Origin of the sequence: Acinetobacter sp. YH12069, assembly GCF_013419675.1 — a bacterium.
Taxonomy (GTDB): domain Bacteria; phylum Pseudomonadota; class Gammaproteobacteria; order Pseudomonadales; family Moraxellaceae; genus Acinetobacter; species Acinetobacter amyesii.
Genome location: NZ_VOZS01000004.1, coordinates 65,608 through 89,012, shown reverse-complemented (window position 1 = coordinate 89,012; position 23,405 = coordinate 65,608). Strand labels below are relative to the sequence as shown.

The 23,405-nt window shown below is 42.8% G+C and carries 20 protein-coding genes; 12 read left to right on the top strand and 8 right to left on the bottom strand.

Annotated elements, in window-relative coordinates; all coding sequences use genetic code 11:
* Positions 1-12 precede the first annotated feature (12 nt).
* Genes FTU16_RS03215 through FTU16_RS03205 form a run of 3 tightly spaced genes read left to right on the top strand, consistent with a single transcriptional unit; the run spans position 13 to position 3,451 of the window.
* Positions 13-1,110, top strand: coding sequence for an ABC transporter permease (locus FTU16_RS03215; protein WP_180162680.1), 1,098 nt, complete (start codon positions 13-15; stop codon positions 1,108-1,110).
* 15 nt (positions 1,111-1,125) lie between these two features.
* Positions 1,126-2,046: an ABC transporter permease gene (locus FTU16_RS03210; protein ID WP_180162679.1), complete on the top strand. Its 921-nt coding sequence runs from the start codon at positions 1,126-1,128 to the stop codon at positions 2,044-2,046.
* Between the two features lie 37 nt (positions 2,047-2,083).
* Positions 2,084-3,451 (top strand): amidohydrolase family protein, encoded by a 1,368-nt coding sequence (locus tag FTU16_RS03205; RefSeq protein ID WP_180162678.1) that lies wholly within the window; start codon positions 2,084-2,086, stop codon positions 3,449-3,451.
* Between the two features lie 83 nt (positions 3,452-3,534).
* Here the strand turns inward: FTU16_RS03205 and pcaD are convergent, their stop codons facing one another.
* From pcaD to FTU16_RS03175, 6 genes are all read right to left on the bottom strand, one after another.
* A complete protein-coding gene (gene pcaD / locus FTU16_RS03200) occupies positions 3,535-4,314 on the bottom strand; it encodes a 3-oxoadipate enol-lactonase (RefSeq protein ID WP_180162677.1) in 780 nt (259 codons plus the stop codon).
* Between the two features lie 68 nt (positions 4,315-4,382).
* Positions 4,383-5,588, bottom strand: coding sequence for a 3-oxoadipyl-CoA thiolase (gene pcaF / locus FTU16_RS03195; RefSeq protein ID WP_180162676.1), 1,206 nt, complete (start codon positions 5,586-5,588; stop codon positions 4,383-4,385).
* 126 nt (positions 5,589-5,714) lie between these two features.
* Positions 5,715-6,365: a 3-oxoacid CoA-transferase subunit B gene (locus FTU16_RS03190; protein ID WP_180026995.1), complete on the bottom strand. Its 651-nt coding sequence runs from the start codon at positions 6,363-6,365 to the stop codon at positions 5,715-5,717.
* A gap of 19 nt (positions 6,366-6,384) precedes the next feature.
* The gene (locus FTU16_RS03185) at positions 6,385-7,071 is read right to left on the bottom strand and encodes a 3-oxoacid CoA-transferase subunit A (RefSeq protein WP_078193765.1); all 687 of its coding nucleotides are present in this window, start codon (positions 7,069-7,071) and stop codon (positions 6,385-6,387) included.
* A 154-nt stretch (positions 7,072-7,225) separates the two neighbouring features.
* The gene (gene catC / locus FTU16_RS03180; protein WP_078190886.1) at positions 7,226-7,516 is read right to left on the bottom strand and encodes a muconolactone Delta-isomerase; all 291 of its coding nucleotides are present in this window, start codon (positions 7,514-7,516) and stop codon (positions 7,226-7,228) included.
* A 20-nt stretch (positions 7,517-7,536) separates the two neighbouring features.
* Complete coding sequence (locus FTU16_RS03175) at positions 7,537-8,646, bottom strand: muconate/chloromuconate family cycloisomerase (RefSeq protein WP_180026996.1); 1,110 nt, start codon at positions 8,644-8,646, stop codon at positions 7,537-7,539.
* Between the two features lie 103 nt (positions 8,647-8,749).
* On the opposite strand from FTU16_RS03175, the gene catM reads away from it, so the two are divergent.
* Entirely contained in the window at positions 8,750-9,673 is a 924-nt protein-coding gene (catM, locus tag FTU16_RS03170) for a cis,cis-muconate-binding transcription regulator CatM (RefSeq protein ID WP_180109353.1), read from the top strand.
* 76 nt (positions 9,674-9,749) lie between these two features.
* Here catM and FTU16_RS03165 read toward each other — a convergent pair whose 3' ends face one another.
* Together FTU16_RS03165 and FTU16_RS03160 are read right to left on the bottom strand one after the other, a co-directional pair.
* Entirely contained in the window at positions 9,750-10,745 is a 996-nt protein-coding gene (locus FTU16_RS03165; protein WP_180059975.1) for an ABC transporter substrate-binding protein, read from the bottom strand.
* Positions 10,746-10,748: 3 nt separating this feature from the next.
* Positions 10,749-11,336, bottom strand: a complete 588-nt coding sequence (locus FTU16_RS03160; protein ID WP_180162675.1) for an ANTAR domain-containing response regulator — start codon at positions 11,334-11,336, stop codon at positions 10,749-10,751.
* Positions 11,337-11,782: 446 nt separating this feature from the next.
* Between FTU16_RS03160 and FTU16_RS03155 the strand changes: the two genes are divergently transcribed.
* From FTU16_RS03155 to FTU16_RS03120, 8 genes are all read left to right on the top strand, one after another.
* The gene (locus tag FTU16_RS03155) at positions 11,783-13,132 is read left to right on the top strand and encodes an MFS transporter (RefSeq protein WP_180009439.1); all 1,350 of its coding nucleotides are present in this window, start codon (positions 11,783-11,785) and stop codon (positions 13,130-13,132) included.
* Between the two features lie 66 nt (positions 13,133-13,198).
* A complete protein-coding gene (gene nirB, locus FTU16_RS03150; protein ID WP_218955616.1) occupies positions 13,199-15,745 on the top strand; it encodes a nitrite reductase large subunit NirB in 2,547 nt (848 codons plus the stop codon).
* A 113-nt stretch (positions 15,746-15,858) separates the two neighbouring features.
* Complete coding sequence (gene nirD, locus FTU16_RS03145; protein WP_180162674.1) at positions 15,859-17,469, top strand: nitrite reductase small subunit NirD; 1,611 nt, start codon at positions 15,859-15,861, stop codon at positions 17,467-17,469.
* Positions 17,470-17,760: 291 nt separating this feature from the next.
* On the top strand, positions 17,761-20,553 hold the full coding sequence (locus FTU16_RS03140) for a nitrate reductase (RefSeq protein ID WP_180162673.1): 2,793 nt from the start codon (positions 17,761-17,763) through the stop codon (positions 20,551-20,553).
* Positions 20,553-21,176: a molybdenum cofactor guanylyltransferase gene (locus tag FTU16_RS03135; RefSeq protein WP_373683881.1), complete on the top strand. Its 624-nt coding sequence runs from the start codon at positions 20,553-20,555 to the stop codon at positions 21,174-21,176. Before FTU16_RS03140 ends, FTU16_RS03135 begins: the two co-directional genes overlap by 1 nt.
* A gap of 356 nt (positions 21,177-21,532) precedes the next feature.
* A complete protein-coding gene (gene moaA / locus FTU16_RS03130) occupies positions 21,533-22,570 on the top strand; it encodes a GTP 3',8-cyclase MoaA (protein WP_180088303.1) in 1,038 nt (345 codons plus the stop codon).
* 2 nt (positions 22,571-22,572) lie between these two features.
* Positions 22,573-22,824 (top strand): MoaD/ThiS family protein, encoded by a 252-nt coding sequence (locus FTU16_RS03125; protein ID WP_180059966.1) that lies wholly within the window; start codon positions 22,573-22,575, stop codon positions 22,822-22,824.
* 2 nt (positions 22,825-22,826) lie between these two features.
* Entirely contained in the window at positions 22,827-23,390 is a 564-nt protein-coding gene (locus FTU16_RS03120) for a molybdenum cofactor biosynthesis protein MoaE (protein WP_180004420.1), read from the top strand.
* Positions 23,391-23,405: the final 15 nt, after the last annotated feature.

Sequence of the window (23,405 nt, the reverse complement as noted above, 5' to 3'; positions counted from 1 at the left end):
AAGGATAAATCCATGCATTTATTAGAACCTAGAGAGCATCCCTCTCAAATGATGAAATGGCTGTCACCGATTATTGCGCTTTTGGCAATGTTGGTGGTGGGCAGTCTGTTATTTTTAGCCTTAGGTGTTGATCCGCTCAATGCGCTGTATATCTTTTTTATCGAGCCTTTAACCTCGATCTATAGCTTAAGTGAACTTGCGATTAAAGCTTCACCCCTGATTTTAATTGCGTTGGGTTTAGCCATTGGTTTTCGTGCCAAATTATTCAACATCGGGGCCGAAGGTCAGCTGACCATGGGCGCTATTTTTGGTGGTGGTATCGCAATTTTATTTCACGAACAAATGGGTTGGTGGATATTGCTGCTCATGGTGCTGATGGGGGCAATTGGTGGCGCATTGTGGGGACTCATTCCTGCATTACTCAAAACGCACTTTAATGCTGAAGAAACCCTGACGACGCTCATGATGAATTATGTGGCCTTATTTATTCTGTTATATCTGGTCAATGGGCCGTGGCGTGATCCAGATGGCATGAATTTTCCTCAATCGGTCATGTTTAGTGAGTCAGCGACATTGCCCTTAATTTGGGAAGGGACTCGAGTCAATGCATCTATTTTCATCACGATCATTGCTGTAGTGATTTTATGGATTTTTATTCGTAAAAGTTTAACTGCATACAAACTTGAAGTTAGTGGGCAAGCCCCATTGGCAGCGAAATATGCAGGGTTTTCATCTAAAAAGGCCATCTGGCTCAGTTTAGGTTTATCTGGATTGATGGCGGGGATTGCTGGCATCTGTGAAGTTGCAGGGCCTATTGGACAGTTAAATCCAAACATTTCTCCGGGCTATGGTTATGCAGCCATTATTGTGGCGTATTTAGGTCGTTTAAACCCAATTGGAATCGTTCTTTCAGGTTTATTGATGGCACTGATTTATTTGGGTGGGGAAATGGCACAAATGCAGCTGCAACTTCCGGTTGCGATTACAGGTATCTTCCAAGGCTTATTGTTATTTTTTCTTTTAGCTTCAGATGCCTTGATTGAAAACCGCTATCGTTTTGCACCGAAAAAAAATAAAACGCTGACAGATCGTCAAGCGACTACGGCTTAAATTGAGGAGAAAAGAATGAGCATTGAAATTACAGCCATTTTAGCTGGCACGATCGCCGCAGCAACGCCACTCATTTTTGCAGGTCTTGGTGAATTAGTCGCAGAAAGGACAGGGGTCATAAACCTCGGTGTAGAAGGTATGATGTTGGTTGGTGCTATCGCTGGCTTTGCCTTCGCTGCACAATATGATGCGAGTGTGGCAAGTGCCTTAATGGTCGGTGGCGTTGCAGGCACATTGATGGCACTGATTTTTGCATTTTTTACCCTCTCCTTAAGTACCAACCAATCCGCTTGCGGGTTAGCACTCACAATTTTCGGTATCGGAATTTCAGCATTTATAGGACAAAACTACGTGAGCATGGCATTGCCCGGCTTGCAGGGTTTAGACATCCCGCTTTTAAGTGAAATTCCTGTCTTAGGGCCTATTTTATTTCAGCATAACTATGTTGTGTATTTGTCCATGTTGGCGTTTGTGATTATTTGGTGGGTACTCACAAAAACTCGCCTTGGTTTGCTACTAAAAGCGGTGGGCGAGTCACCAGAAAGTGCGCATGCTATGGGCTATAACGTCTTAGCGATTCGCTACTGTGCGGTTCTTTTTGGTGGGGCTATGGCTGGAGTAGGTGGCGCATTTTTATCGACAGTCTATACCCCGATGTGGATTGAGAACATGGTGGCAGGTCGTGGTTGGATAGCAATTGCCTTGGTGGTCTTTGCGACATGGAAACCTACCCGCTTAATGCTCGGAGCTTATCTATTTGGTGGCGTTACGATCCTTCAGTTTCATGCTCAAGCATTAGGTTTAAATGTGCCGAATGAATTGCTTTCTGCACTTCCATATGTGGCAACGATTGTGGTCTTAGTGCTGATTTCTCGTAATAAAAAGCATCTAAAACTGAATTTACCAGCTTCTCTTGGGAAAACCTTTAGCCCTTAATTTTGGCCAATAACACAATGTTCAAAGGAGCAAAAGAATGAAATTACTGAGTGCAAGCCATGTATTAACCATGAATTCGTCCTTAGACTATATTCAAGATGGGGCAGTATTAGTCAACGGTCAAGTGATCCAAGCGATTGGGAAGCGAGAAGATCTTTTAAAGCAGTTTCCAGATGCGATACATGAGCATTATCCCGATGGATTGTTGATGCCAGGTTTAATCAATACACATTGTCATTCGGGCTTACTTCGCGGCACGGCAGAGGGCCTACCTGTTTGGGACTGGTTACAACAATTCATTGACCCCATGCACCGAGTGTTATTACCCGAAGATGCACAATTGGCTTCTTATTTATGCTATGCCGAAGCACTACTGTCAGGGACGACCACGATTGTTGATATGTGGCGCTATATGGATGGCAGTGCCGAAGTAGCCGAAGACTTAGGGATTCGAGCTGTATTGGTTCCGTATGTCGCAGAACATCCAGACCATAATTATTTTGAAACACTAGAGAGCAATGAAGCGCTGATTCAACGATGGCACATGCGAGCAGAAGGTCGCATTCAGGTCTGGGTGGGGCTAGAACACTTATTTTATGCAGAAGATCAGGCCTTAGGTCGTATCCAAAAAATGTGTCAGGACTATCAAACTGGATTTCATACCCATAGTAACGAAAGCAAATTTGATGTCGTGGAAAATCTGAAACGTTACGGCATGCGGCCTGTTCAAACCCTTGAAAAATTAGGCATGCTCGATGTGCCAAAATGCTTGCTGGCACATTGTGTATGGTTAGATGATGACGAAATTCAGCTGCTAAAACATTATCACGTTGGGGTCGCACATAACCCCATTTCAAATATGAAACTTGCCTCAGGCGCTGCACCTGTGACTCAATTGCTCAAACAAGGCGTTGCAGTGGGTTTAGGTACAGATGGTGAAAAGGAAAATAACAATTTAGATTTATTTGAGGAAATGAAAACGGCTTCATTATTGGCTAAGTTTTCAAATTTAGATGCAGCGGCTTTAGATTCATGGTCAGTTTGCCAAATGGCGACTCGAGATGGAGCACGTGCATTAGGACTTGAGCAACAAATTGGCTCAATCGAAGTTGGTAAGCAGGCGGATTTAATCGTAGTAAACACGGCTACACCACGCATGACACCTTTAATAAACCAAGGCAGTTTATTTAATTTACATACAAACTTGGTCCATGCGGTTCAGGGCCAAGATGTCGTGATGACGATGGTTGCAGGAAAAGTTTTGGTCAAAAATGGTCAACTGCTTAATGCAGACTTACAACAATTTATTGACCAAATTAATTTTGCCGCACCTGCATTATTTAAACGTCGTTCTGACTGGCTCAGTTTACGCGGTGCAGCAGTCAATGAGTTGCAAAGAACCTAAAACTTTCAACACATAAAACATAAAGCCCAAATCAATTTGGGCTTTATGTTTTTTAAATTTTATCGAAGAACAATATGCAGGATTTAAGCACTGATAAAAGAGATGAGTGTTTGGTTAAATGCATCAGGCTGTTCAATGTTTGAAATATGCGATGCATTAATTTCAAATAATTGGCTATTTGCGATGCGTTCTTGCATGAATTGACCATCTACAACTGTAGTTACAGGGTCTTGTTGACCTGCAATAATCAATACCGGTATGCGAATAGACGAGATTTCATTGCGCAAATCCGCTTTAGCCAAAGCTTCACAACAACTTGCATAACCTTCTGGGCTGCCAGCTCCGAGGTCGTTACTCAAAGATTGTACAGTTGCTGTGTTACTTTGGATAAAGGGTTCTGTAAACCATCGTGATGCTGCCGTTTCTGCAATTGGTTCCAGACCTTGTTGACGGACTAATTGCGCACGTTCATTCCAAGCTGATTCTTGCCCAATTTTTGCAGCGGTATTGCATACAATGACATGGTTAAAGCGTTCAGGATGATGTTTTGCAAGCCATTGGCCTGTTAAACCACCCATCGATATTCCACAAAATGTGGCTTGTTGAATATTTAAATGATCCAATAAATGGATGACATCTGTACCCAATTGATCAAGGCTATATGGCCCTTGAGGGGCAGAAGATGCACCATGACCACGTGTATCATAACAAATCACAAAATAATCCTGCTGTAGTGCCTCTATCTGAGGCTGCCACATGCTGAATTTTGTGCCTAAAGAATTAGAAAACACAATCGCAGGTCGTATGTGGTCACCAAAGGTTGCGTAATTAATCGTTGCATCATTGGATATAAATGTAGGCATGTTTTGAATCCTTAATTTTATAAATCCCCCTAAATCCCCCCTTTGATAAGGTGGACTTTTATTGAGGATTAAACACGTTCAATAATCAAAGCGATGCCTTGACCGACACCAATGCACATCGAACAGAGGGCATATTGACCTGAAATTTCCTCAAGCTGATTTAATGCAGTCGTGACTAAACGTGCTCCAGATGCACCTAATGGATGACCCAAAGCAATAGCGCCCCCGTTTGGATTAACATGTTTAGCACCATCTTCTAAACCTAATTCACGGGTAACCGCTAAGGCTTGAGCCGCAAAAGCTTCATTCAGCTCGATTACATCCATTTGTTCAAGGCTTAGACCTGTTTGAGCTAACAACTTTTTTATGGCAGGCGCAGGACCAAAGCCCATGATTTTGGGTTCAACACCCACCACCGTTGCCGCAATAATTTTGGCCCGTGGCTTTAACTTAAATTTGTTGACAGCATTATCTGAAGCAATCAGTAGTGCAGCTGCACCATCATTGATCCCTGAAGCATTGCCCGCAGTTACCGTCCCATCAGCTTTCACCACAGGTTTGAGTTTTGCTAAGCCTTCTGCTGTCGTCGATGCACGTGGATGCTCATCTGTATCGACTATCAGTGGGTCGCTTTTACGCTGTGGAATGACTACAGGGATGATTTCTTTCTCAAAAAAACCATTGGCCTGTGCAGCGGCTGTACGGCGCTGACTTTCTAAGGCAAAAGCATCTTGATCAGCACGGTTAATGTTGAATTGTTCTGCCACATTTTCAGCGGTTTGAGGCATGGTTTCCACGCCATACATTTGCTTGAGTATTGGATTGATAAAACGCCAACCCATGGTGGTGTCTTCAATCTTTTGACTGCGTCCATAAGCACTTTCCGATTTACCCATAACAAAGGGCGCACGGGACATACTCTCTACACCGCCGGCAATAATTAAGTCTGCTTCATTTGCTTTAATTGCACGGGCTGCCATCGCAATCGCATCAAGTGATGAACCACAAAGTCGGTTTACAGTTGTAGCAGGAACTTGAAAAGGTACACCTGCAAGTAGCGACGACATTCGTGCAACATTACGGTTATCTTCACCGGCTTGGTTCGCGCAGCCGTAAATCACGTCATCAACTGACTCCCAAGCAATACTTGGATTTCGCTGCATCAGTGCCTTAATGGGTAAGGCACCTAGGTCGTCGGTACGCACTGCTGCTAAACCGCCCGCATAACGACCGAAAGGGGTGCGGATTGCATCAATAATATAGGCATTTTTCATTTTATAAATCCTAAAAACTCAGCTCCTCCCTTTTTAAAGAGAGGTTGGGAGGGATTTACAGGAAGTTAATTTTTTAATATTAATCCTCCCTAAATCCCTCCTTTAATCAAGGAGGGACTTTTTGCTTTATGCTGTCGTATCTATCAGCTTTGCACCGGTCATTGACTGTAATTCGTCAAAGCTCAGACCCTCAACTTTTTCAATCACTTTCATGCCTTCAACTGTTACATCAATGACGCACAAATCTGTGTAAATACGATCGACACATTGCAGGCCTGTCGCAGGGTATGACAATTCAGCAACAATTTTCGGTTCACCTTTTTTGGTCACATGGTCTGTAGTAATAAAGACTTTTTTCGCCCCAACAGCCAAATCCATTGCACCACCTACAGCAGGAATTGCATCTGGCGCACCAGTATGCCAATTTGCTAAGTCACCATTTCGGGCAACCTGAAAAGCGCCTAATACTGCAATATCTAAATGCCCGCCACGCATCATGGCAAAAGAGTCACCATGGTGAAAAAAGCAGCCGCCCGTTTGCATAGTGACAAACTCTTTTCCTGCATTAATTAACTCAGGGTCTTCTTCGCCTTTAGCTGGAGGAGGACCAAAAGCCAAAAGTCCATTTTCTGAATGTAGAAAAACATCTTTATCTGTTGGTAAATAATTTGAAATTTTAGTGGGCAAGCCAATGCCTAAATTGACATAAGCACCATCTGGAATATCTTGTGCAACACGTTCTGCAATTTGATCACGGGTTAATTTGGTATAGCTCATGGTTCTTTCCTCACGTGATTTATGCAGATTGCTCAAGCTGTGCAGGTTGAACAGCCACAACATGTTGTACAAAAATGCCAGGGGTAATAATGTGCTCTGGGTCTAATGCACCAAGTTCAACAACTTCAGAAACCTGAGCAATTGTCACATCTGCTGCCATAGCCATAATGGGGCCAAAGTTACGCGCTGATTTGTTGTAAACCAAGTTGCCCCAGCGGTCGCCCTGATGTGCTTTGATTAAAGCAAAATCAGCTTTAATTGGATTTTCGAGGACGAAATCTTTGCCTTCATAATTGAGTGTAGGTTTGCCTTCTGCCAACAACGTACCAAAACCTGTTGGTGTATAAATTGGACCTAAACCCATGCCTGCCGCTTGAATACGGCAAGCCAAATTACCTTGTGGTACAAGCTCAAGTTCTATTTTTCCTGCACGGTATAGCTCATCGAACACCCAAGAGTCCGATTGGCGAGGGAAAGAACAGATCATCTTACGGACAGCACCAGCTTTGAGTAATTTAGCAAGTCCATAGTCACCATTACCTGCATTGTTGTTGACGATGATGAGATCTTTGATGCCAAGTTCAATCAGTCCATCAATCAGTTCAGCAGGCTGACCAGCCGTACCGAAGCCGCCAATCATAATGGTAGATCCATCCTTAATTTGAGAAAGTGCTTCTGTTAAGGAAGCGGTACTTTTATCAATCATGCTACGATCCTTCATCAAGAACGATAAAACTATTTACCTGACTAACCACTTCAGTCATGTATGGCAGATAATCTTTTATTTCAAATGTTTACAAACTTAAAAATGCAGATCAATGGACTCCAATCATGTGCTACACAATTGGAATCCAAACGCATCAGCTATCATCACTACGAACAGAAGAGGGATGACGATTTAAAGCCATAACTTCAATATTCATATACGGGTAAAGGGGCAACCCTTGTAAAATGTTGTGTAGCTCTTCATTGCTTTCAACATCAAAAATACTGATATTTGAATATTGACCAGTGATGCGCCAGATATGACGCCATTTGCCTTGACGTTGTAGATCTTGTGAATAAGCTTTTTCTACAGCTTTAATTTCATTGGCTTTTTCGACTGGCATATCTAATGGAATATTGACATCCATGCGTACTTGGAAAAGCATTTCTCACTCCTAGCTAAATATTATTTACGACGTAAGTCATCAATTTTGTTTTCATCAATTTCAATCCCTAAACCTGCCGTGGTTGGAATCTTGAGTTCGAAATCTTGATATTGAAGTGGGGTTTTTAAAATTTCTTCAGTTAACAGCAATGGACCAAAAAGCTCAGTGCCATAAGCTAAATTGTCAAATGTAGAAAATGCATGTGCCGATGCAATAGTGCCTACAGGACCTTCAAGCATGGTTCCACCGTATAAATCGATACCCGCAAGTTTGGCGATTTTTGAAACCTCACAGCCTTCGATTAAACCGCCAGACTGTGCAACTTTGACTGCAAAAACAGAGGCAGAATTGTGCCGAGCAAGTTGATATGCCGTTTGAGGCCCCATCAGTGATTCATCTGCCATAATCCCAATATCAAAACGACGAGTTAAACGGCGCATCGCGTCAATGTTATCGATTGCGCAAGGCTGCTCAATCAGGTCAACACCACCATCTTGTAACAACTGAATGCCTTTAATGGCATCTAATTCAGACCATGCACGGTTAACATCCACACGTATAGAAATGTCTGAACCTAACGCTTTTTTAATAGCTAAAACATGCTCAACATCAGCTTCAACGGGGCGTGAACCTATTTTGAGTTTGAAAATATTGTGTCGTTTTGCCGCAATCATCTTTTGTGCTTCGGCAATGTCTTTTTCAGTATTGCCAGATGCAAGTACCCAAAGAACAGGCAAGCTGTCACGTAAACGGCCGCCCAATACTTCACTTAAGGGCAGATTTAAACGCTGCGCCAAAATATCGAGTAGCGCCGTTTGAATGGCACATTTAGCAAAGCGATTGCCGTTAATACTACGTTTAATAGCTTGCATGGTTTGAGCAACATTCAAACCAGTGAGAGTTTTCAGTAAAGGACTAAAATAAGTTTCAATATTGGTACGAATGCTTTCAGGGCTTTCTTCACCATAGCCTAGACCACCAATCGTCGTCGCTTCACCCCAACCGATATAACCATCTTCGGTGGTGATTTTAATCAAAACAAGGGTTTGCGTTTGCATGGTTGCAACAGCCATCTTGTGCGGACGGATTGTTGGGATTTCCACGAGCAGGGTTTCAATCGACTTATACATCTTGCGTATTTCTTATCTATCCAACTATTTATATACCCTAATTTAATGTAATATCTTTAACTAGAGCGATTTTGGTATTTTTAGATACTTAAAAGGTATATAAATGGAATTAAGGCACTTACGTTACTTTGTCACCGTGGTTGAAGAGCAAAGTATTACCAAGGCAGCAGAAAAATTATGTATTGCTCAGCCGCCTTTGAGCCGCCAAATTCAAAAGCTTGAAGAAGAACTGGGCATTACCTTGTTTGAGCGTGGTTCTAGACCCGTGAAAACCACAGAAGCTGGTATGTTCTTTTATGAGCATGCTGTACAGATATTGACGCATACCGCCCAGGCCAAAACCATGGCACAGCGAATTAATGCCGTCGATAAAACTGTCCGCATTGGTTATGTCAGTTCGCTTTTATACGCATTATTGCCGCAAATTATTTATCTATTTCGACAACGCAACCCAGATATTCATGTTGAACTCATAGAATGTGGTACACGCGACCAGATTGAAGCCTTAAAAACCGGTCGAATCGATATTGGTTTTGGACGACTTCGATTAACTGATCCGTCCATTAAACGTATTTTATTAAGAAAAGAAGCGCTACGTTTAGCTATTCATAAAAATCATCATTTGGCTGAATTTAAAGACAAAGGCATTTATCTTTCTCAAATTTTAGATGAACCAATTTTTGCCTATCCAACGACACCGAAACCGAATTTTTCCACGCTCATTCAATCGATATTTACCGAATTAGGACTTGTACCTAAACATTTAACCGAAGTGCGTGAAATTCATATGGCTTTGGGCTTAGTGGCGTCGGGAGAGGGCATTTCCTTGATTCCTGAAAGTGCCAGTGATATTGGCATGAAAAATTTGATGTACATCCCAATCTTAGATTTGGAAGCCTATAGTCCAATCTCTTTGTCAGTACGAAATATGGATCATAGTAATTACATTCCAAAGATACTGGATTGCATTCGTGAAGTCTTCGTTGAAGAAAATATCGACTTACACGCCATCGATGCAGATGCATAACTAATCAAGGTTTCATGGTCGATGTAACACAAGATCCACTATTCAGATGATAGGGTCTTATGGAATATCAATCACTTCAGCCCAAAGCATCCTGATAAATACAAGATTGTGCTATTTCAAAAACCTTTTCATCTTCAATATTTAATTGATCGTATTGCTGCATTTTTTGAATCATCCATTCAAAGTCTGAAGTTTGTGGCGCTTGGGTCTTGCCAAAATTTTGAATGATGCTTTTGATCCGATGAAAAGCCTCGACGTGAATCTGCTCAGAACAATCAAAACGGATGATGTGATATTGCTTTAACAAAGAAAATATTTCTGAGAAATGTGTTTGTTGAAGTAGATCGTTTTGGGCTTTTTGGATGGCAAGATTGATCGCCTTTAAGGTATTGGGATGTTTTTCTGCCCAATCATGAGTAAAAGCCAAAACCTTATCTGGTATAGGCTTAATAATATCTTGGCTATTGACGATGATACGACTATAGCCTTGTATTTCAGCTTGCGTATTCCACGGCTCTCCGACACAGAATCCATCAATTCGTTGCGTTGATATTGCTTCCACCATATAAGGCGGTGGTAGAGTTGAAAAGGTCTGCGTTTGAGCGAGTTCTGTGTCGGCAAGTGCCAACCATTCTCTTAAAATATAATGATGAATCGAATGCTGAAAAACATGCGCCAACTGAATCGTTTGATTCTGCTTTATCGCAGATACGATTTTCTCTGCTGAATTAATTGGTAGATCTAATGCATGGATCTTTAATTCATAGTAGAGCTTTTGACTCAGACTAATATAAGCGCAATTGGTACTGAGCGTTAGTGAGGTTTGTAAGGGGATGCCGAGATGGTCTTTGCCCGTCACAGACGCAGGCAGCATGGCCGATAAACAGTGTGCTGCATCTAAAAAACCAAAAGCTAGACGGTCACGTAAACTTGCCCAAGACGGTTCTTGAGTTAGTGTGACATTCAAGCCTTGTTCAGCAAAATACCCTTGATGTTCTGCCCAGAGCAAAGCAACACAGTCAAGTAAAGGAATATAGCCCAATTGAATATCAGTTTTTTCAAGCTTTTGCATGGTTTATTCCTTAAATTGAGACTGTAACAGCGCTTGCGCATCAAGCAGTCGGCGCGCCATTTCACCCATCGTCATACGGTGACTCATGGCATTTTTTCTCAGCAAATTAAATGCTTGATCTTCGGTTAAACCTTGCATTTGTATTAAAAGCACTTTGGCTTTTTCAATATCTTTTCGATCGGCCAATTTGCACTTGGTTTCAGCCAAATCATTCAGCAGTTTTTTATGCTTTTTATATTGTTCAATCGAAATTTCTAAAATGCTATTCAAACGTGCAGGGTCAATACCATCGACAATATATGCCGTGACACCCGCATCAATCGCGCTTCGGATGATTTCAAGACTCGAATTTTTAGTGAACAGAACAGTCGGTAAGTCAAATTGGCTGACACAGCTTTCAATGACATCGCGATGTGGATGATCCATATCCAATAAAATCACATCTGCCTGAATATTTTGCAGATATGACATATTTAAATGATCAATCATGAAACTGGCGACCACATCAAAGTCATGTTGAATTAATGAGGCTTGAATAAATTCAGCGCGTTCTTGATCATCATCAATTAGGGCTATTTTTAGTTTTGGCATGCAAACGCTCAGACAGAGCCAAACAAATACGTATTGAGTTTTCTAAGCAATTTAAATGCCAAATTTTAAGACAATACAAAATATAAATCTGCTTCTAAATTTTAGCTTGGTTATATGCACATTTTAAAATTGAACCATTTCCGTGCACTGATCTTGTGCAGGGCTGAACCACGTTTGAACATTCAGCCGCATCTCTATAGGCATATTGACTATCTATTTACCTTAATTCGCTTATTTTCGGATAGATCGGCGCTCAATGCTTAAATATAGAGATGAAATTTACGATTGAAATAAAAACTTGGCACGTATCGTGCTTAATACTTATTGAGTCAAAGAAGACTCTAAAAATTTGTTAGACGGCCAACGACGTCCGTTCTGATCGACTCTGTTATGTGTTAGCGACATAACCGAGTAATTCATGCGTTCAGTTCAGTCAGGAGAAGGTTGTGTCTTCAAATTTAAATGCCAAAAAAGCCACAAAAATAAGTCTATTTAATTTTTCTTCAGCAGCAATGCGGGCCTTCCACATGAGTTGGCTCGCATTCTTTGTTTGCTTCTTTGCATGGTTTGCCTGTGCACCGTTGATGCCAGTGATTGCTGGCGAATTTCACCTCACGAAAGATCAAATTGCCAATATTAATATTGCCGCTGTTGCGATCACGATTTTAGTCCGTCTGATCGTTGGTCCTTTATGTGATAAATATGGCCCGCGTAAAACCTATACAGCTTTATTAATCATCGGCAGTATTCCAGTCTTTGGTGTCGCTTCTGCGAGCAGCTATGAATCCTTTCTTTTCTTCCGCTTGCTGATCGGCGCGATTGGCGCAAGCTTCGTCATCACTCAATACCATACAAGCATTATGTTTGCGCCTAATGTTGTGGGTACAGCCAATGCTGCAACAGCAGGCTGGGGCAATGCAGGCGGCGGTGCAACTCAAGCCCTTATGCCTTTACTGCTTGGCGCACTCGTTATGTTTGGTGTAGAGCAAGCGATGGGCTGGCGTATTGCGCTGATTGTACCTGGTGTGATGATGCTGATTGTTGGTGCGCTTTACTGGAAGTTCACACAAGACTGTCCGCAAGGCAACTTTAAAGAACTTCGCGAACAAGGCATCAGTGTTGGCAGTGACAAAAAAGGCGGCTTGGCAATTCTAATGCATGCAGCACGCAATTACCGTGTATGGATTCTATTTGGCGCTTACGCAGCTTGTTTCGGTATTGAAATCTTTATTCACAACATTGTAGCAATGTACTACGTCGACCATTTCAGCTTTGGATTAAAAGAGGCGGGTATGGCAGCAGGTATCTTTGGTTTGCTTGCATTGTTTGCTCGTGCGCTTGGCGGCATTGTTTCGGACAAAGTAGCGACTAAAAAAGGCTTAGATGGCCGTACCAAAGTGTTATTTGCCATGATTCTGCTAGAAGGCTTATTCCTGATTGTCTTCTCACAAATGAATACTGCAGTGCTTGCAATCCTTGCAATGACAGTCTTTGCGCTCTTCACACATATGGCTTGCGGTGCTACCTATGCGCTGGTGCCATTCATTGACCGTGATGCTTTAGGCGGTGTTGCAGGCATTATCGGTGCAGGCGGTAACGTAGGTGCAGTGGCTGCAGGCTTCTTGCTTAAAGGCATGCTGGATATTCAAACCACGCTAATGGTGCTTGGCGGTTTGGTGGTGATTGCAGCCAGCTGTGTACTGATGATCCGCTTCTCTGTAGAGCATAAAGAAAAAGAACAGCGCCTATTTGAACAAGCTGTAAATGAACGAAATTTAGCTGAAGCTCAAAACTAATACTGAAAAGTTGCCTCTAAACATCGCGATTTAGGGGCAAATAAAAAAATCTTGCGGAGAAAGAATATGAAAATCATCATGATTGGACATGGCATGGTTGGCCATAAATTTATCGAATCTGTACTGGAACACGCAGGTGATGATGTTGAATTAACCATTTTGGCTGAAGAGCCGCGTTTAGCCTATGACCGTGTACATTTAACTGAATATTTCAGCGGTAAATCGGCTAAAGATTTAACCCTATGCCGCAGCGACTTTGCCGATGCATACGGTATAGATTTACGCCTTAGCACCAAAGCGGTTGAAATTGATCAGCGCAATAAAACGGTCACAACCAATCACGGTGATATTCTTTCTTTTGACAAGCTAGTGCTCGCAACAGGTTCATACGCTTTTGTGCCACCAATTCCAGGCAATGAACGTGAAAACTGCTTTGTGTACCGTACCATTGAAGACTTGGATGCCATCCGTGCCGCAAGCTTGAATGCTAAAACAGGTGTGGTGATCGGCGGCGGTTTATTGGGTCTGGAAGCAGCAAAAGCGCTGCGTGATTTAAACTTAGAAACCCATGTTGTTGAATTTGCACCACGCTTAATGGCAGTTCAGATTGATGATCTAGGCGGTAAAGTTTTACGCTCAAAAATTGAAAATCTAGGTGTTAAAGTCCATACGCAAAAAGCAACATCTTGCATTGAAGACGGTGCAAATACGAAGCATGTAATGAAGTTTGGTGATGGTTCTGAACTGGAAACCGACATCATCTTATTCTCTGCAGGTATCCGCCCACGCGATGAATTAGCGCGCCAAAGCGGTTTAGCCATTGGTGAGCGTGGCGGAATTGCGATTAATGACTATTGCCAAACTTCAAACCCTGACATTTATGCCATTGGTGAATGTGCGCTTTGGCAAAATAAAATTTATGGCCTGGTTGCGCCGGGCTATGACATGGCGCGTATTGCAGCAAAGCATGTGATGGAACAAAACTGCACGCTTTTCGCTGGTGCAGATATGAGCACCAAGCTGAAACTGATGGGTGTTGATGTTGCATCTGTTGGCGATGCGCATGCAATGACACCCAATGCCTTAAGCTATTTCTATGCAGATGAAGCAGCTCAGGTCTATAAAAAAATTGTCGTGAATGCTGATAAAACCAAGCTACTTGGTGCAGTATTGGTGGGCTGTGCTAAAGAATACAATGACCTGCTGCAAATGATGCTGAATGGCTTAGACGTTCCTGAAAGCCCAGAAAGCCTAATCATGCCTGGCTATGCACAATCTACAGGTAAATCGGGCGGCAGCGGTGTCGATCTGCTGCCAGACAGCGCCACGATTTGTTCATGCAACAATGTCTCTAAAGCAGATATTTGCTCAGCCATTGCAGACGGATCGACCTCTTTAGGCGCATTGAAAAAATGCACCAAAGCTGCAACAGCTTGCGGCGGCTGTGCGCCATTAGTCTCTCAAGTCCTCAAATCTGAGCTTCAGCGTCAAGGTGTCACTGTAAATAACCATTTATGTGAACACTTTGCTTATTCACGCCAAGAGCTGTATCACTTGGTACGTGTGAATGAGATCAAAACCTTTGATGACCTGATTCAACAGCATGGCCATGGCTTAGGCTGTGACATCTGTAAACCGACAGTTGCCAATATTTTAGCGTCTTGCTGGAATGATTTTGTACTTAAACCAAGCCATGCAGGCTTGCAAGACAGTAATGACTACTACCTAGGCAACATACAAAAAGACGGCTCTTATTCAGTCGTGCCACGTATGGCAGGCGGTGAAGTTACTCCGGATGGATTAATTGCCGTAGGTCAAATTGCGAAAGAATATGGTCTATATACCAAACTGACAGGTGGTCAGCGTGTCGATATGTTTGGTGCACAAGTGCATCAGTTGCCTGAAATTTGGGAAAAATTGATTGCTGCAGGTTTTGAGTCTGGTCATGCATACGGTAAATCATTGCGTACAGTGAAATCATGTGTCGGCAGTACTTGGTGCCGCTATGGCGTAGACGACTCTGTGGGTTTGGCGATTTTCCTAGAAAACCGCTACAAAGGCCTGCGTTCACCGCATAAATTGAAAATGGCAGTATCAGGCTGTACCCGTGAATGTGCTGAAGCGCAAAGTAAAGATGTGGGCGTGATTGCGACTGAAAAAGGCTGGAACCTTTATGTATGCGGCAACGGCGGCATGAAGCCGCGTCACGCAGAGCTTTTGGCATCAGACTTAGATACGCAAACATTGATCAAATACATTGACCGTTTCTTTATGTTCTACATTCAAACAGCAGACCGTTTGCAGCGTACTTCTGTATGGCGCGACAACATGGAAGGCGGTTTAGATTACCTGAAAGATGTCGTTGTGAATGATTCGCTTGGCGTAGCGGCTGAACTTGAACGCCGTATGAGCCATGTTGTGGGTACATATCAAGATGAATGGCGTACTGCTGTAGAAGATCCTGAAGTACGTAAACGCTTTGTGACTTTCGTGAATGCAAAAGCAGAACAGCAAAATGATCCGCATATTCAGTTTGCATCCGTTCGCGGTCAAATCAGACCCAAAACAGAAGCTGAACGCGATACGACACGCATTCCAGTGGTTGAAGCTTAAGAGAATAACGAATTTAAAACTTCTTTTATTTGATTTACATCCTTATTCGGTTTCTCGCTAAGGCGAAAATGAAAAGATAGTGATCTAAAAGAAGTTTAAAAAGGATCAAGAATATGACAATTTTAAAAGAAATAAATGATTTAGACTGGTTTGATGTTTGTGCATTAGATGATATTACGCCAAATACAGGTGTGGGCGCACTGATTGAAAATCAGCAAATTGCGATATTCCGTGTCGGTGAAGAAAAGCGGGTTTATGCGCTCAGCAATCAGGACCCATTTAGCCAAGCCTATGTTATGTCCCGCGGTATTATTGGTGACTTGCAGGGTGAGCGTGTTGTGGCATCACCCATTTATAAACAGCATTTCAGCCTTGCTACTGGACGCTGCTTAGAAGATAAAGACCAAAAACTCTTGGTTTTTCCAAGCAAAATTGAAAATGGCCGTGTGCTGATTAGTCCAACTGCTCAAAAAACCTATATTACCAATAACGCGCCATCGTCTGAGTTGATGAAACTGGTTTTGGTCGGCAATGGCTTAGCAGGTATGCGTTGCTTAGAAGATCTGCTGGATATGGCACCAGAGCGTTATGAAATTACGGTCATTGGTGAAGAACCTTGGGGTAATTACAACCGAATTATGCTTTCACCTGTGCTTTCAGGTGATAAAACCATTGAAGATATCATGCTGCATTCACATGCTTGGTATAAAGACAAAAATATCCGTTTTGTAGCAGGTGATGCGGCGGTACGCATAGACCGTCCGCGCAAGCAGGTATACACAGAAAAAGGCTTGGTCATCGATTATGACCGTCTGATTTTAGCGACAGGTTCTAAGCCATTTATTCCGCCTATACCGGGAACTGACTTAAAAGGTGTTCTCAGCTTCCGTGATATTTATGATGTAAACCGCATGCTGGATTACTGTAAATCTAAGCAAAATGCAGTGGTGATTGGCGGCGGTTTACTTGGCCTAGAGGCTGCGTATGGCCTGAAACAGCGTGGCATGAATGTCACAGTACTGCATTTGATGGATCGTATTATGGACCGTCAGTTAGATGAAAAAGCCAGCTTAATGCTCAATCATGCGATTGAACAAAAAGGTATAAAAATCATGACCGCAGCAAATACCCAAGAGTTGATGGGTGAAGATGGCCATGTGAAGCAGCTGCGTTTGCAAGACGGTACTGTTTTATATGCAGATCTTGTGGTTTTTGCGGTGGGTATTCGTCCGAATATTGAGCTTGCGCAAAGTGCAGGACTGCGCTGCGGCCGCGGTGTCATGGTGAATGACACCATGCAAACTTTTGATCCGAGTATTTATGCGGTGGGTGAATGTATTGAACACCGAAGCCAAACTTTCGGTTTAGTTGAACCGCTTTGGGGACAGGCATTCATTTGTGCATCGCATTTGGCCGAACATGGCAGCTTAACCTTCAAAGCGCCTACGGTTCCGACGCAGTTAAAAGTCAGCGGCTGTGATGTTTTTTCTGCAGGCAACTTTGAACCGTTGGATGATTTTGAAGACATTATTTTGAATGATGAAAAACGCCAAATCTATAAACGCATTATTATTCAAAAAGATAGAGTGATTGGCGCTGTGCTGTTTGGCGATACTGAAGACGGTGCATGGTATGCAGAATTGATTTCAGATCAAACTCCAATTTCAAGCATCCGAAACAAATTGCTGTTTGGTAAGGATTTTGCATTAAAGAAAGCAGGGTAACGGAATCGCCCTGATAAAAAAAGATACAAGATTTAAATCGTCATTGGATACGCGATAACGTCATCCGCTGTTGTTTAAGGCAGGATTGCAGATGAATAGTCATGTATTTGCAATACATCTGTTAGAAGCCGGTAGTGGACGAGTTCAGCGGATGACAATGGTTTTGCCTACTTTTCCCGAAAGAAAAGTAGGTCGAACCGAATGTTGACCTTTAAATATAAACGTAAATGAAAAGACACCGATTCGAGCGTGTTAAGTGTTTAAAAAAGTTTGGAAAAGGAGCCAGCAGAAGTGAATAGCATCCCAATAGTGGAACTGCATAGCTCCACAGAAAATAAAATTAAAACAACGCAAACCACTTGTCCATACTGCGGTGTCGGTTGCGGCGTGAGCGCAACAGTTGAACAGACAGCTTTAGGGCAAAAAGTGAGCGTAACTGGCGATGCGAACCATCCATCAAACTATGGCAAGCTGTGCATTAAAGGCAGTAACTTAGCCGATACGATGGGATTAGAAACACGTGTTTTACAGCCGATGCTTGGGCGTCAAACATCACCATTTCATACTCGTCAGGCTACAGATTGGAACACAGCAACAGCACTGATTGCCGAAAAATTTCAGCAATGTATAGATCTTTACGGACGTGAAAGCATCGCTTTTTATGTGTCGGGCCAACTGCTGACGGAGGATTACTATGCCGTTAATAAATTTGTCAAAGGCTATTTAGGTACAGCAAATATTGACACCAATTCACGGCTTTGCATGTCATCGGCTGTGGCGGCACATAAGCGTGCATTTGGTGAAGACCTTGTACCAGCAAGCTATGAAGACTTTGAGCATACAGATATGGTGGTGCTGGTCGGATCCAATACTGCATGGTGCCATCCCGTGCTGTATCAGCGCATTATGAAAGCCAAAGAAGAACGTGATTTGTTCGTGGTGGTCATTGATCCGCGCTTTACCAGTACCTGTGAGGCTGCAGATTTGCATTTGCCAATTTTACCGGGGCAAGATGTCGCACTGTTCAACGGTTTGCTGCAGTATTTAGTACAAAATAATCATAGTGATGTAGATTTTATCACCAAACATACTCAAGGTTTGGCGCAAGCGCTGGAGCAAAGTAAAACAGAAGCTTCTATGACAGCAGTTGCTGAGCGTACAGGTATTTCTTTAGAAAAATTACAGCTATTTTTTGAAAAATTTGCGCAAACTGACAAAGTTATGTCGCTATTTTCGATGGGGGTTAATCAGTCTTCGCGCGGTGTAGACAAAGCCAACAGTATTATTAACTGCCATTTGCTGACTGGCAAAATCGGAAAATTAGGTGCAGCGCCTTTTTCTATGACAGGTCAGCCCAATGCAATGGGTGGCCGCGAGGTTGGCGGCTTAGCCAATATGCTGGCTGCGCACTTAGATGTCGATAACACAGCGCATCAGGCATTAGTACAAGCGTTTTGGCAAAGTCCATTTATTGCCAATAAAGCGGGATTAAAAGCGGTTGATCTGTTTCAGGCGGTTGAAAGCGGCAAAATAAAAGTCATCTGGATTATGGCTACTAATCCTGTAGTTAGCTTACCAGATGCAGATCAAGTCAAACGTGCCTTAGAGCAATGCGAGTTTGTAGTGGTGTCGGATATTTGCAAAGACACAGACACAGCAATATATGCAGATGTGCTTTTACCTGCATTGGGCTGGGGTGAAAAAGACGGAACCGTTACCAATTCTGAACGCCGTATTTCACGTCAAACTGCTTTTTTAGATGCGCCGGGTGAAGCCAGAGCAGACTGGTGGTCTATTGCACAAGTTGCGAAAAAGATGGGTTATAGCGGTTTTGACTACAGCAGCAGCTATGACATATTTATTGAACATGCAAAATTATCTGCTTATCAAAATGCGCCTTTAGATCAACGTGATACAACTGAGTCTTTTCGCTACTTTAACTTGCAGGGTTTAAGTAAGTTATCTGCACAAGATTATGCTGAATTAAAGCCCGTGCAATGGCCAGTTTGGCAGTTAGATCAGAGCGCTGATGCAGTCGGCCGTTTGTTTGCAGCAGGCCAATTCAGCCATGCCGATACCAAAGCTAAGTTTGTCGCAACAACCGCTATTGACCCTTTGAACAAGATTTGCGGCGAATATCCGCTGGTTTTAAATACTGGCCGTATCCGTGACCAATGGCACACCATGAGCCGTACGGGTTTATCTGCAAACTTGAGTACACATATCGCCGAACCATTTTGTGAAATACACCCGCAAGATGCACTGAAGTTTGGTGTTAAAGATGGTGAACTGGTTGAGGTGAAATCTAACTGGGGCTTATGTATTTTACGTGCACAGGTCAGCAGTCAAATTCGACGCGGTCAAATCTTTGCGCCAATTCATTGGAATGACCAAGTCGCATCGGATGCGCGTATAGGCAAAGTGGTGAATCCTGTGGTCGATGCACTATCTGGTGAGCCTGAATTTAAACATACACCTGTATTTGTACAGCCGTTTTATACACAGTGGCAAGGTGTACTGTATGTACGTGACGGCTTTGAGCAAATGGTGCAAAACACCATTCAAAACACGGTGTGGTGGACCAAAATTAAAACAGCGAAAGCGACGCGTTTTGAGTTGGCCGATCGTAAAAAATTTAGAAACACGGTTCAGCAGCTGAAAACATTACTGCCATTTACCGATGAAAGCTTTGAATGGCTGAATTTGGAAGATCAAACTGCCGATTTGAGTCATACCGTGGTGCTGCAAGACGGTCATCTGATTGCAAGCTTGTATATTGCGCCTAGAGCATTGCTGCCTGATCGTGATTGGATTGCAGGCATGTTTAAGCGTGAACGGCTGAGCGCAATGCACCGCAAAGCGCTGCTGGCAGGTCAGCCAATGAATATGACCAACAGTGCAGGTCCGCTGGTGTGCAGCTGCTTTAAAGTCGGCAAAAATACCATTATCGAAACCATTAAAGAAAAGAATATTAGCCATGAAAAACAAGTCACAGCATGTTTAAAAGCCGGCGGTAATTGCGGTTCGTGCTTAGCAGAAATACGGGGTTTGATTAAAGCCTGTCAGACGGAGTACGCAGAATGATGAAGAAAATCACCAAATCAGTAGGCTATCCAGAAACAGACTTGGTTATTTTGGCGGGTGGTCAGGCCCGCAGAATGAACGGAATGAATAAAGTGCTGCAAAAATTTGATAATGAAATTCAGCTGATTAAGATCCATCAGCAGTTGAAATCACGGGTTGAAAATGTCTGGATCAACAGCCATCGTGACCATTCGATTTATAAACGGCTCATTCCCTCGATCCGCTTTTATCAAGATGATGAAGCCGGATTTTTAGGGCCATTGATAGGGATGAAAAGCGCGTGGTCACATGTTGAGTCTGATTATGTTTTGTTTGTCCCGTGCGATGTGACCTATATCCCGAAGAAAGTGCTTTCGAGATTGCATCAGGCCATGCAGCGGGATCCCTTGTGTGAAGTAGCTGTAGTGGAAATTAATGGCAAAGCGCTGTATCCATTTTGTTTGCTGAAACGAAGCAGTCTCACAATGCTGCAGGTGCATCTTGATCAAAAACAGCGCAGTTTGAAGGGGTGTTTTAGTAAAATGCACATGCAAGTTGCACGTTTTCAAAATAATGCACTCTTTTTTCACAGCATTAACTCTCTAGATGAGCTGCAGCAGCACCGTCAGCTGAATTTTCTCTAAAAGCTGTACCTTTTGCGGAGCTTTCATTTCAAATAATGAGCCTAATGTGCTGTTTTTGAACCCAGAGAGAAAATCTACAGCCAATATGAAGCTTTTGAGCATGATATCTAGAGATAAAACAGACTGCTTTTATACCTTAGATAATGGGCTTAACGGCAATTTATATTTTTAATTGCTATTAGTTATTTATAAGTTATTGATTTTGTGTGTCAAAAAAACAAACCAAATCCTCTGAAATAAATATTCAAAAAAGCGCAAAGTTGGAACACTTATTGCAATTTTTACTGCAAGAAAAGAGGGCGCAAAATTTGTACTGAGCTAAGACAGGGCAAATGACAGCACCATGGAAGATAAACATGAACAGCATGACACAATTACAGCCAGCGACCATTTTTAAGGATCAGTTTGGCCGTGAAAAACGCAAATTGCGCATTTCAGTGACAGACCGCTGTAATTTTAAATGTGTCTATTGTATGCCTGAACATCCTGAATGGATGAAAAAACATAATCTTCTTAGTTTTGAATCACTTTACAATTTTTGTGAGTTTATGGTGCTGCGCGGGATTGATCAGATCCGGATCACGGGCGGCGAACCTCTCATGCGTCAAGGCGTTGTGCATTTTATTCAACAGCTGCAGCAGTTGAGAAAGCTAGGCCTTAAACGTATTTCCATGACCACCAATGCGCATTACCTGAAGCAATATGCACACGCCCTAAAACAAGCAGGACTAGACGGCATAAATATCAGCTTAGACAGTTTGGATGAAGCGCAATTTTTCCAGCTGACACAAAAACAATTACAGCCTGTATTAGACGGGATTGAAGCAGCTCAGCAAGCGGGCTTTGAAATCAAAATTAATTCTGTGTTAATCAAAGGTCTAAATGAACAGCAAATCATTCCATTAACAGCATGGGCGCTGCAAAAAGGTTTCGAACTGCGGTTTATCGAGTTTATGCCGTTGGATGGCGATCAAAACTGGTCTAAAGCTGCGGTCGTTACTGAACAAGACATACTGGATAAACTAAAGACTGCTTTTGAAGTGCAAACACTGCAAGGTCAAGGCGCGTCACCAGCCAGATCATACTTAATCAACGGCTTGCCTATAGGTATTATTTCAACCATCAGCAATTCTTTTTGCGGCAGCTGCGACCGTTTGAGACTGAATGCGCAAGGCGAGTTTTTTAACTGCCTGTTTGCCCGAAAAGGTTTAAATCTCAGCCATGAAATTCAGCAGCTGAAAAGCAGTAAAACAACAGAGTTAATGCCGCTCGATGCAATGGCTTTGCAGCAAAAATTAGGCGGTTACATTTGGCAGAAGGAACAAGGCTTTCATGCCATAACTACCCAATCCAGCCCATCTAGAAAAATCAGCATGCATATGATTGGAGGTTAAAGATGACTCAGATCACCATCAAAATAGAATCTTTTGGCGCTATTGAACGCCTGCTGCCAGCGAATTTAAGTCTGACTTGCTTGGCACAGCAATCAATTGCAGAGGTTTTACAGCAAGTTACAGATCAATTTCCGGAGTCATTCAGCATGCTTGAACGCTGCGCCTGTGCCATTGGGGAAGATATTGTGCCAAGGCAAACCGCATTGGTGCAGGACAGCACCGTTGTGCTGCTGTCACCTGTGGCGGGAGGCTGAATATGGAGCTCAAGCATATTTCACGCATACAAGATACGGTATTTAGCCAAGCTGATTTTGACAGCATTGAGGCATTTCCTGAATGTGGCGGTATAGGTGTATTTATTGGCGCGGTGCGTAATCACCATGAAGGCAAAGCGGTAAAAGCTTTGAAATATACAGCTTATGCGCCTGTGGCTGAAAAAATGATCCGACAAATTGAACAGGAAATTCAAGCCAAATACGACGTGTCATATGTACGGGTTGTGCATCGTATTGGCAGTTTAGATATTGGTGATACTGCAATTATTGCTATGGCTTATGCACCGCACCGCCGTGAAGCTTTTGCAGCCTGCGAAGAAGCGGTTGAACGTGTAAAGCATGAAGTGCCTGTTTGGAAAGAAGAGTTTTATATGGATGGCAGCAGTCAATATGTAGAGGGCTGCTGTATTCGTAAGGATCACGCGCCTGAAGTGGCAGATCACGAAACGAAGCATGCTCATGTTCATAGCGAGTCATGCGAACATTCACATCAAAATAGCCAGACCATGCATTTGAACGCCAATATTTACCAATGGCATTTATAAAACCCAAAATTCAAT

Excerpts from the sequence above, each read along its gene's own strand:
- FTU16_RS03215 (WP_180162680.1), top strand. The coding sequence starts at position 13 with ATGCATTTATTAGAACCTAGAGAGCATCCCTCTCAAATGATGAAATGG.
- FTU16_RS03210 (WP_180162679.1), top strand. The coding sequence starts at position 1,126 with ATGAGCATTGAAATTACAGCCATTTTAGCTGGCACGATCGCCGCAGCA.
- FTU16_RS03205 (WP_180162678.1), top strand. The coding sequence starts at position 2,084 with ATGAAATTACTGAGTGCAAGCCATGTATTAACCATGAATTCGTCCTTA.
- pcaD (WP_180162677.1), bottom strand. The coding sequence starts at position 4,314 with ATGCCTACATTTATATCCAATGATGCAACGATTAATTACGCAACCTTT.
- pcaF (WP_180162676.1), bottom strand. The coding sequence starts at position 5,588 with ATGAAAAATGCCTATATTATTGATGCAATCCGCACCCCTTTCGGTCGT.
- FTU16_RS03190 (WP_180026995.1), bottom strand. The coding sequence starts at position 6,365 with ATGAGCTATACCAAATTAACCCGTGATCAAATTGCAGAACGTGTTGCA.
- FTU16_RS03185 (WP_078193765.1), bottom strand. The coding sequence starts at position 7,071 with ATGATTGATAAAAGTACCGCTTCCTTAACAGAAGCACTTTCTCAAATT.
- catC (WP_078190886.1), bottom strand. The coding sequence starts at position 7,516 with ATGCTTTTCCAAGTACGCATGGATGTCAATATTCCATTAGATATGCCA.
- FTU16_RS03175 (WP_180026996.1), bottom strand. The coding sequence starts at position 8,646 with ATGTATAAGTCGATTGAAACCCTGCTCGTGGAAATCCCAACAATCCGT.
- catM (WP_180109353.1), top strand. The coding sequence starts at position 8,750 with ATGGAATTAAGGCACTTACGTTACTTTGTCACCGTGGTTGAAGAGCAA.
- FTU16_RS03165 (WP_180059975.1), bottom strand. The coding sequence starts at position 10,745 with ATGCAAAAGCTTGAAAAAACTGATATTCAATTGGGCTATATTCCTTTA.
- FTU16_RS03160 (WP_180162675.1), bottom strand. The coding sequence starts at position 11,336 with ATGCCAAAACTAAAAATAGCCCTAATTGATGATGATCAAGAACGCGCT.
- nirB (WP_218955616.1), top strand. The coding sequence starts at position 13,199 with ATGAAAATCATCATGATTGGACATGGCATGGTTGGCCATAAATTTATC.
- nirD (WP_180162674.1), top strand. The coding sequence starts at position 15,859 with ATGACAATTTTAAAAGAAATAAATGATTTAGACTGGTTTGATGTTTGT.
- FTU16_RS03135 (WP_373683881.1), top strand. The coding sequence starts at position 20,553 with ATGAAGAAAATCACCAAATCAGTAGGCTATCCAGAAACAGACTTGGTT.
- moaA (WP_180088303.1), top strand. The coding sequence starts at position 21,533 with ATGAACAGCATGACACAATTACAGCCAGCGACCATTTTTAAGGATCAG.
- FTU16_RS03125 (WP_180059966.1), top strand. The coding sequence starts at position 22,573 with ATGACTCAGATCACCATCAAAATAGAATCTTTTGGCGCTATTGAACGC.
- FTU16_RS03120 (WP_180004420.1), top strand. The coding sequence starts at position 22,827 with ATGGAGCTCAAGCATATTTCACGCATACAAGATACGGTATTTAGCCAA.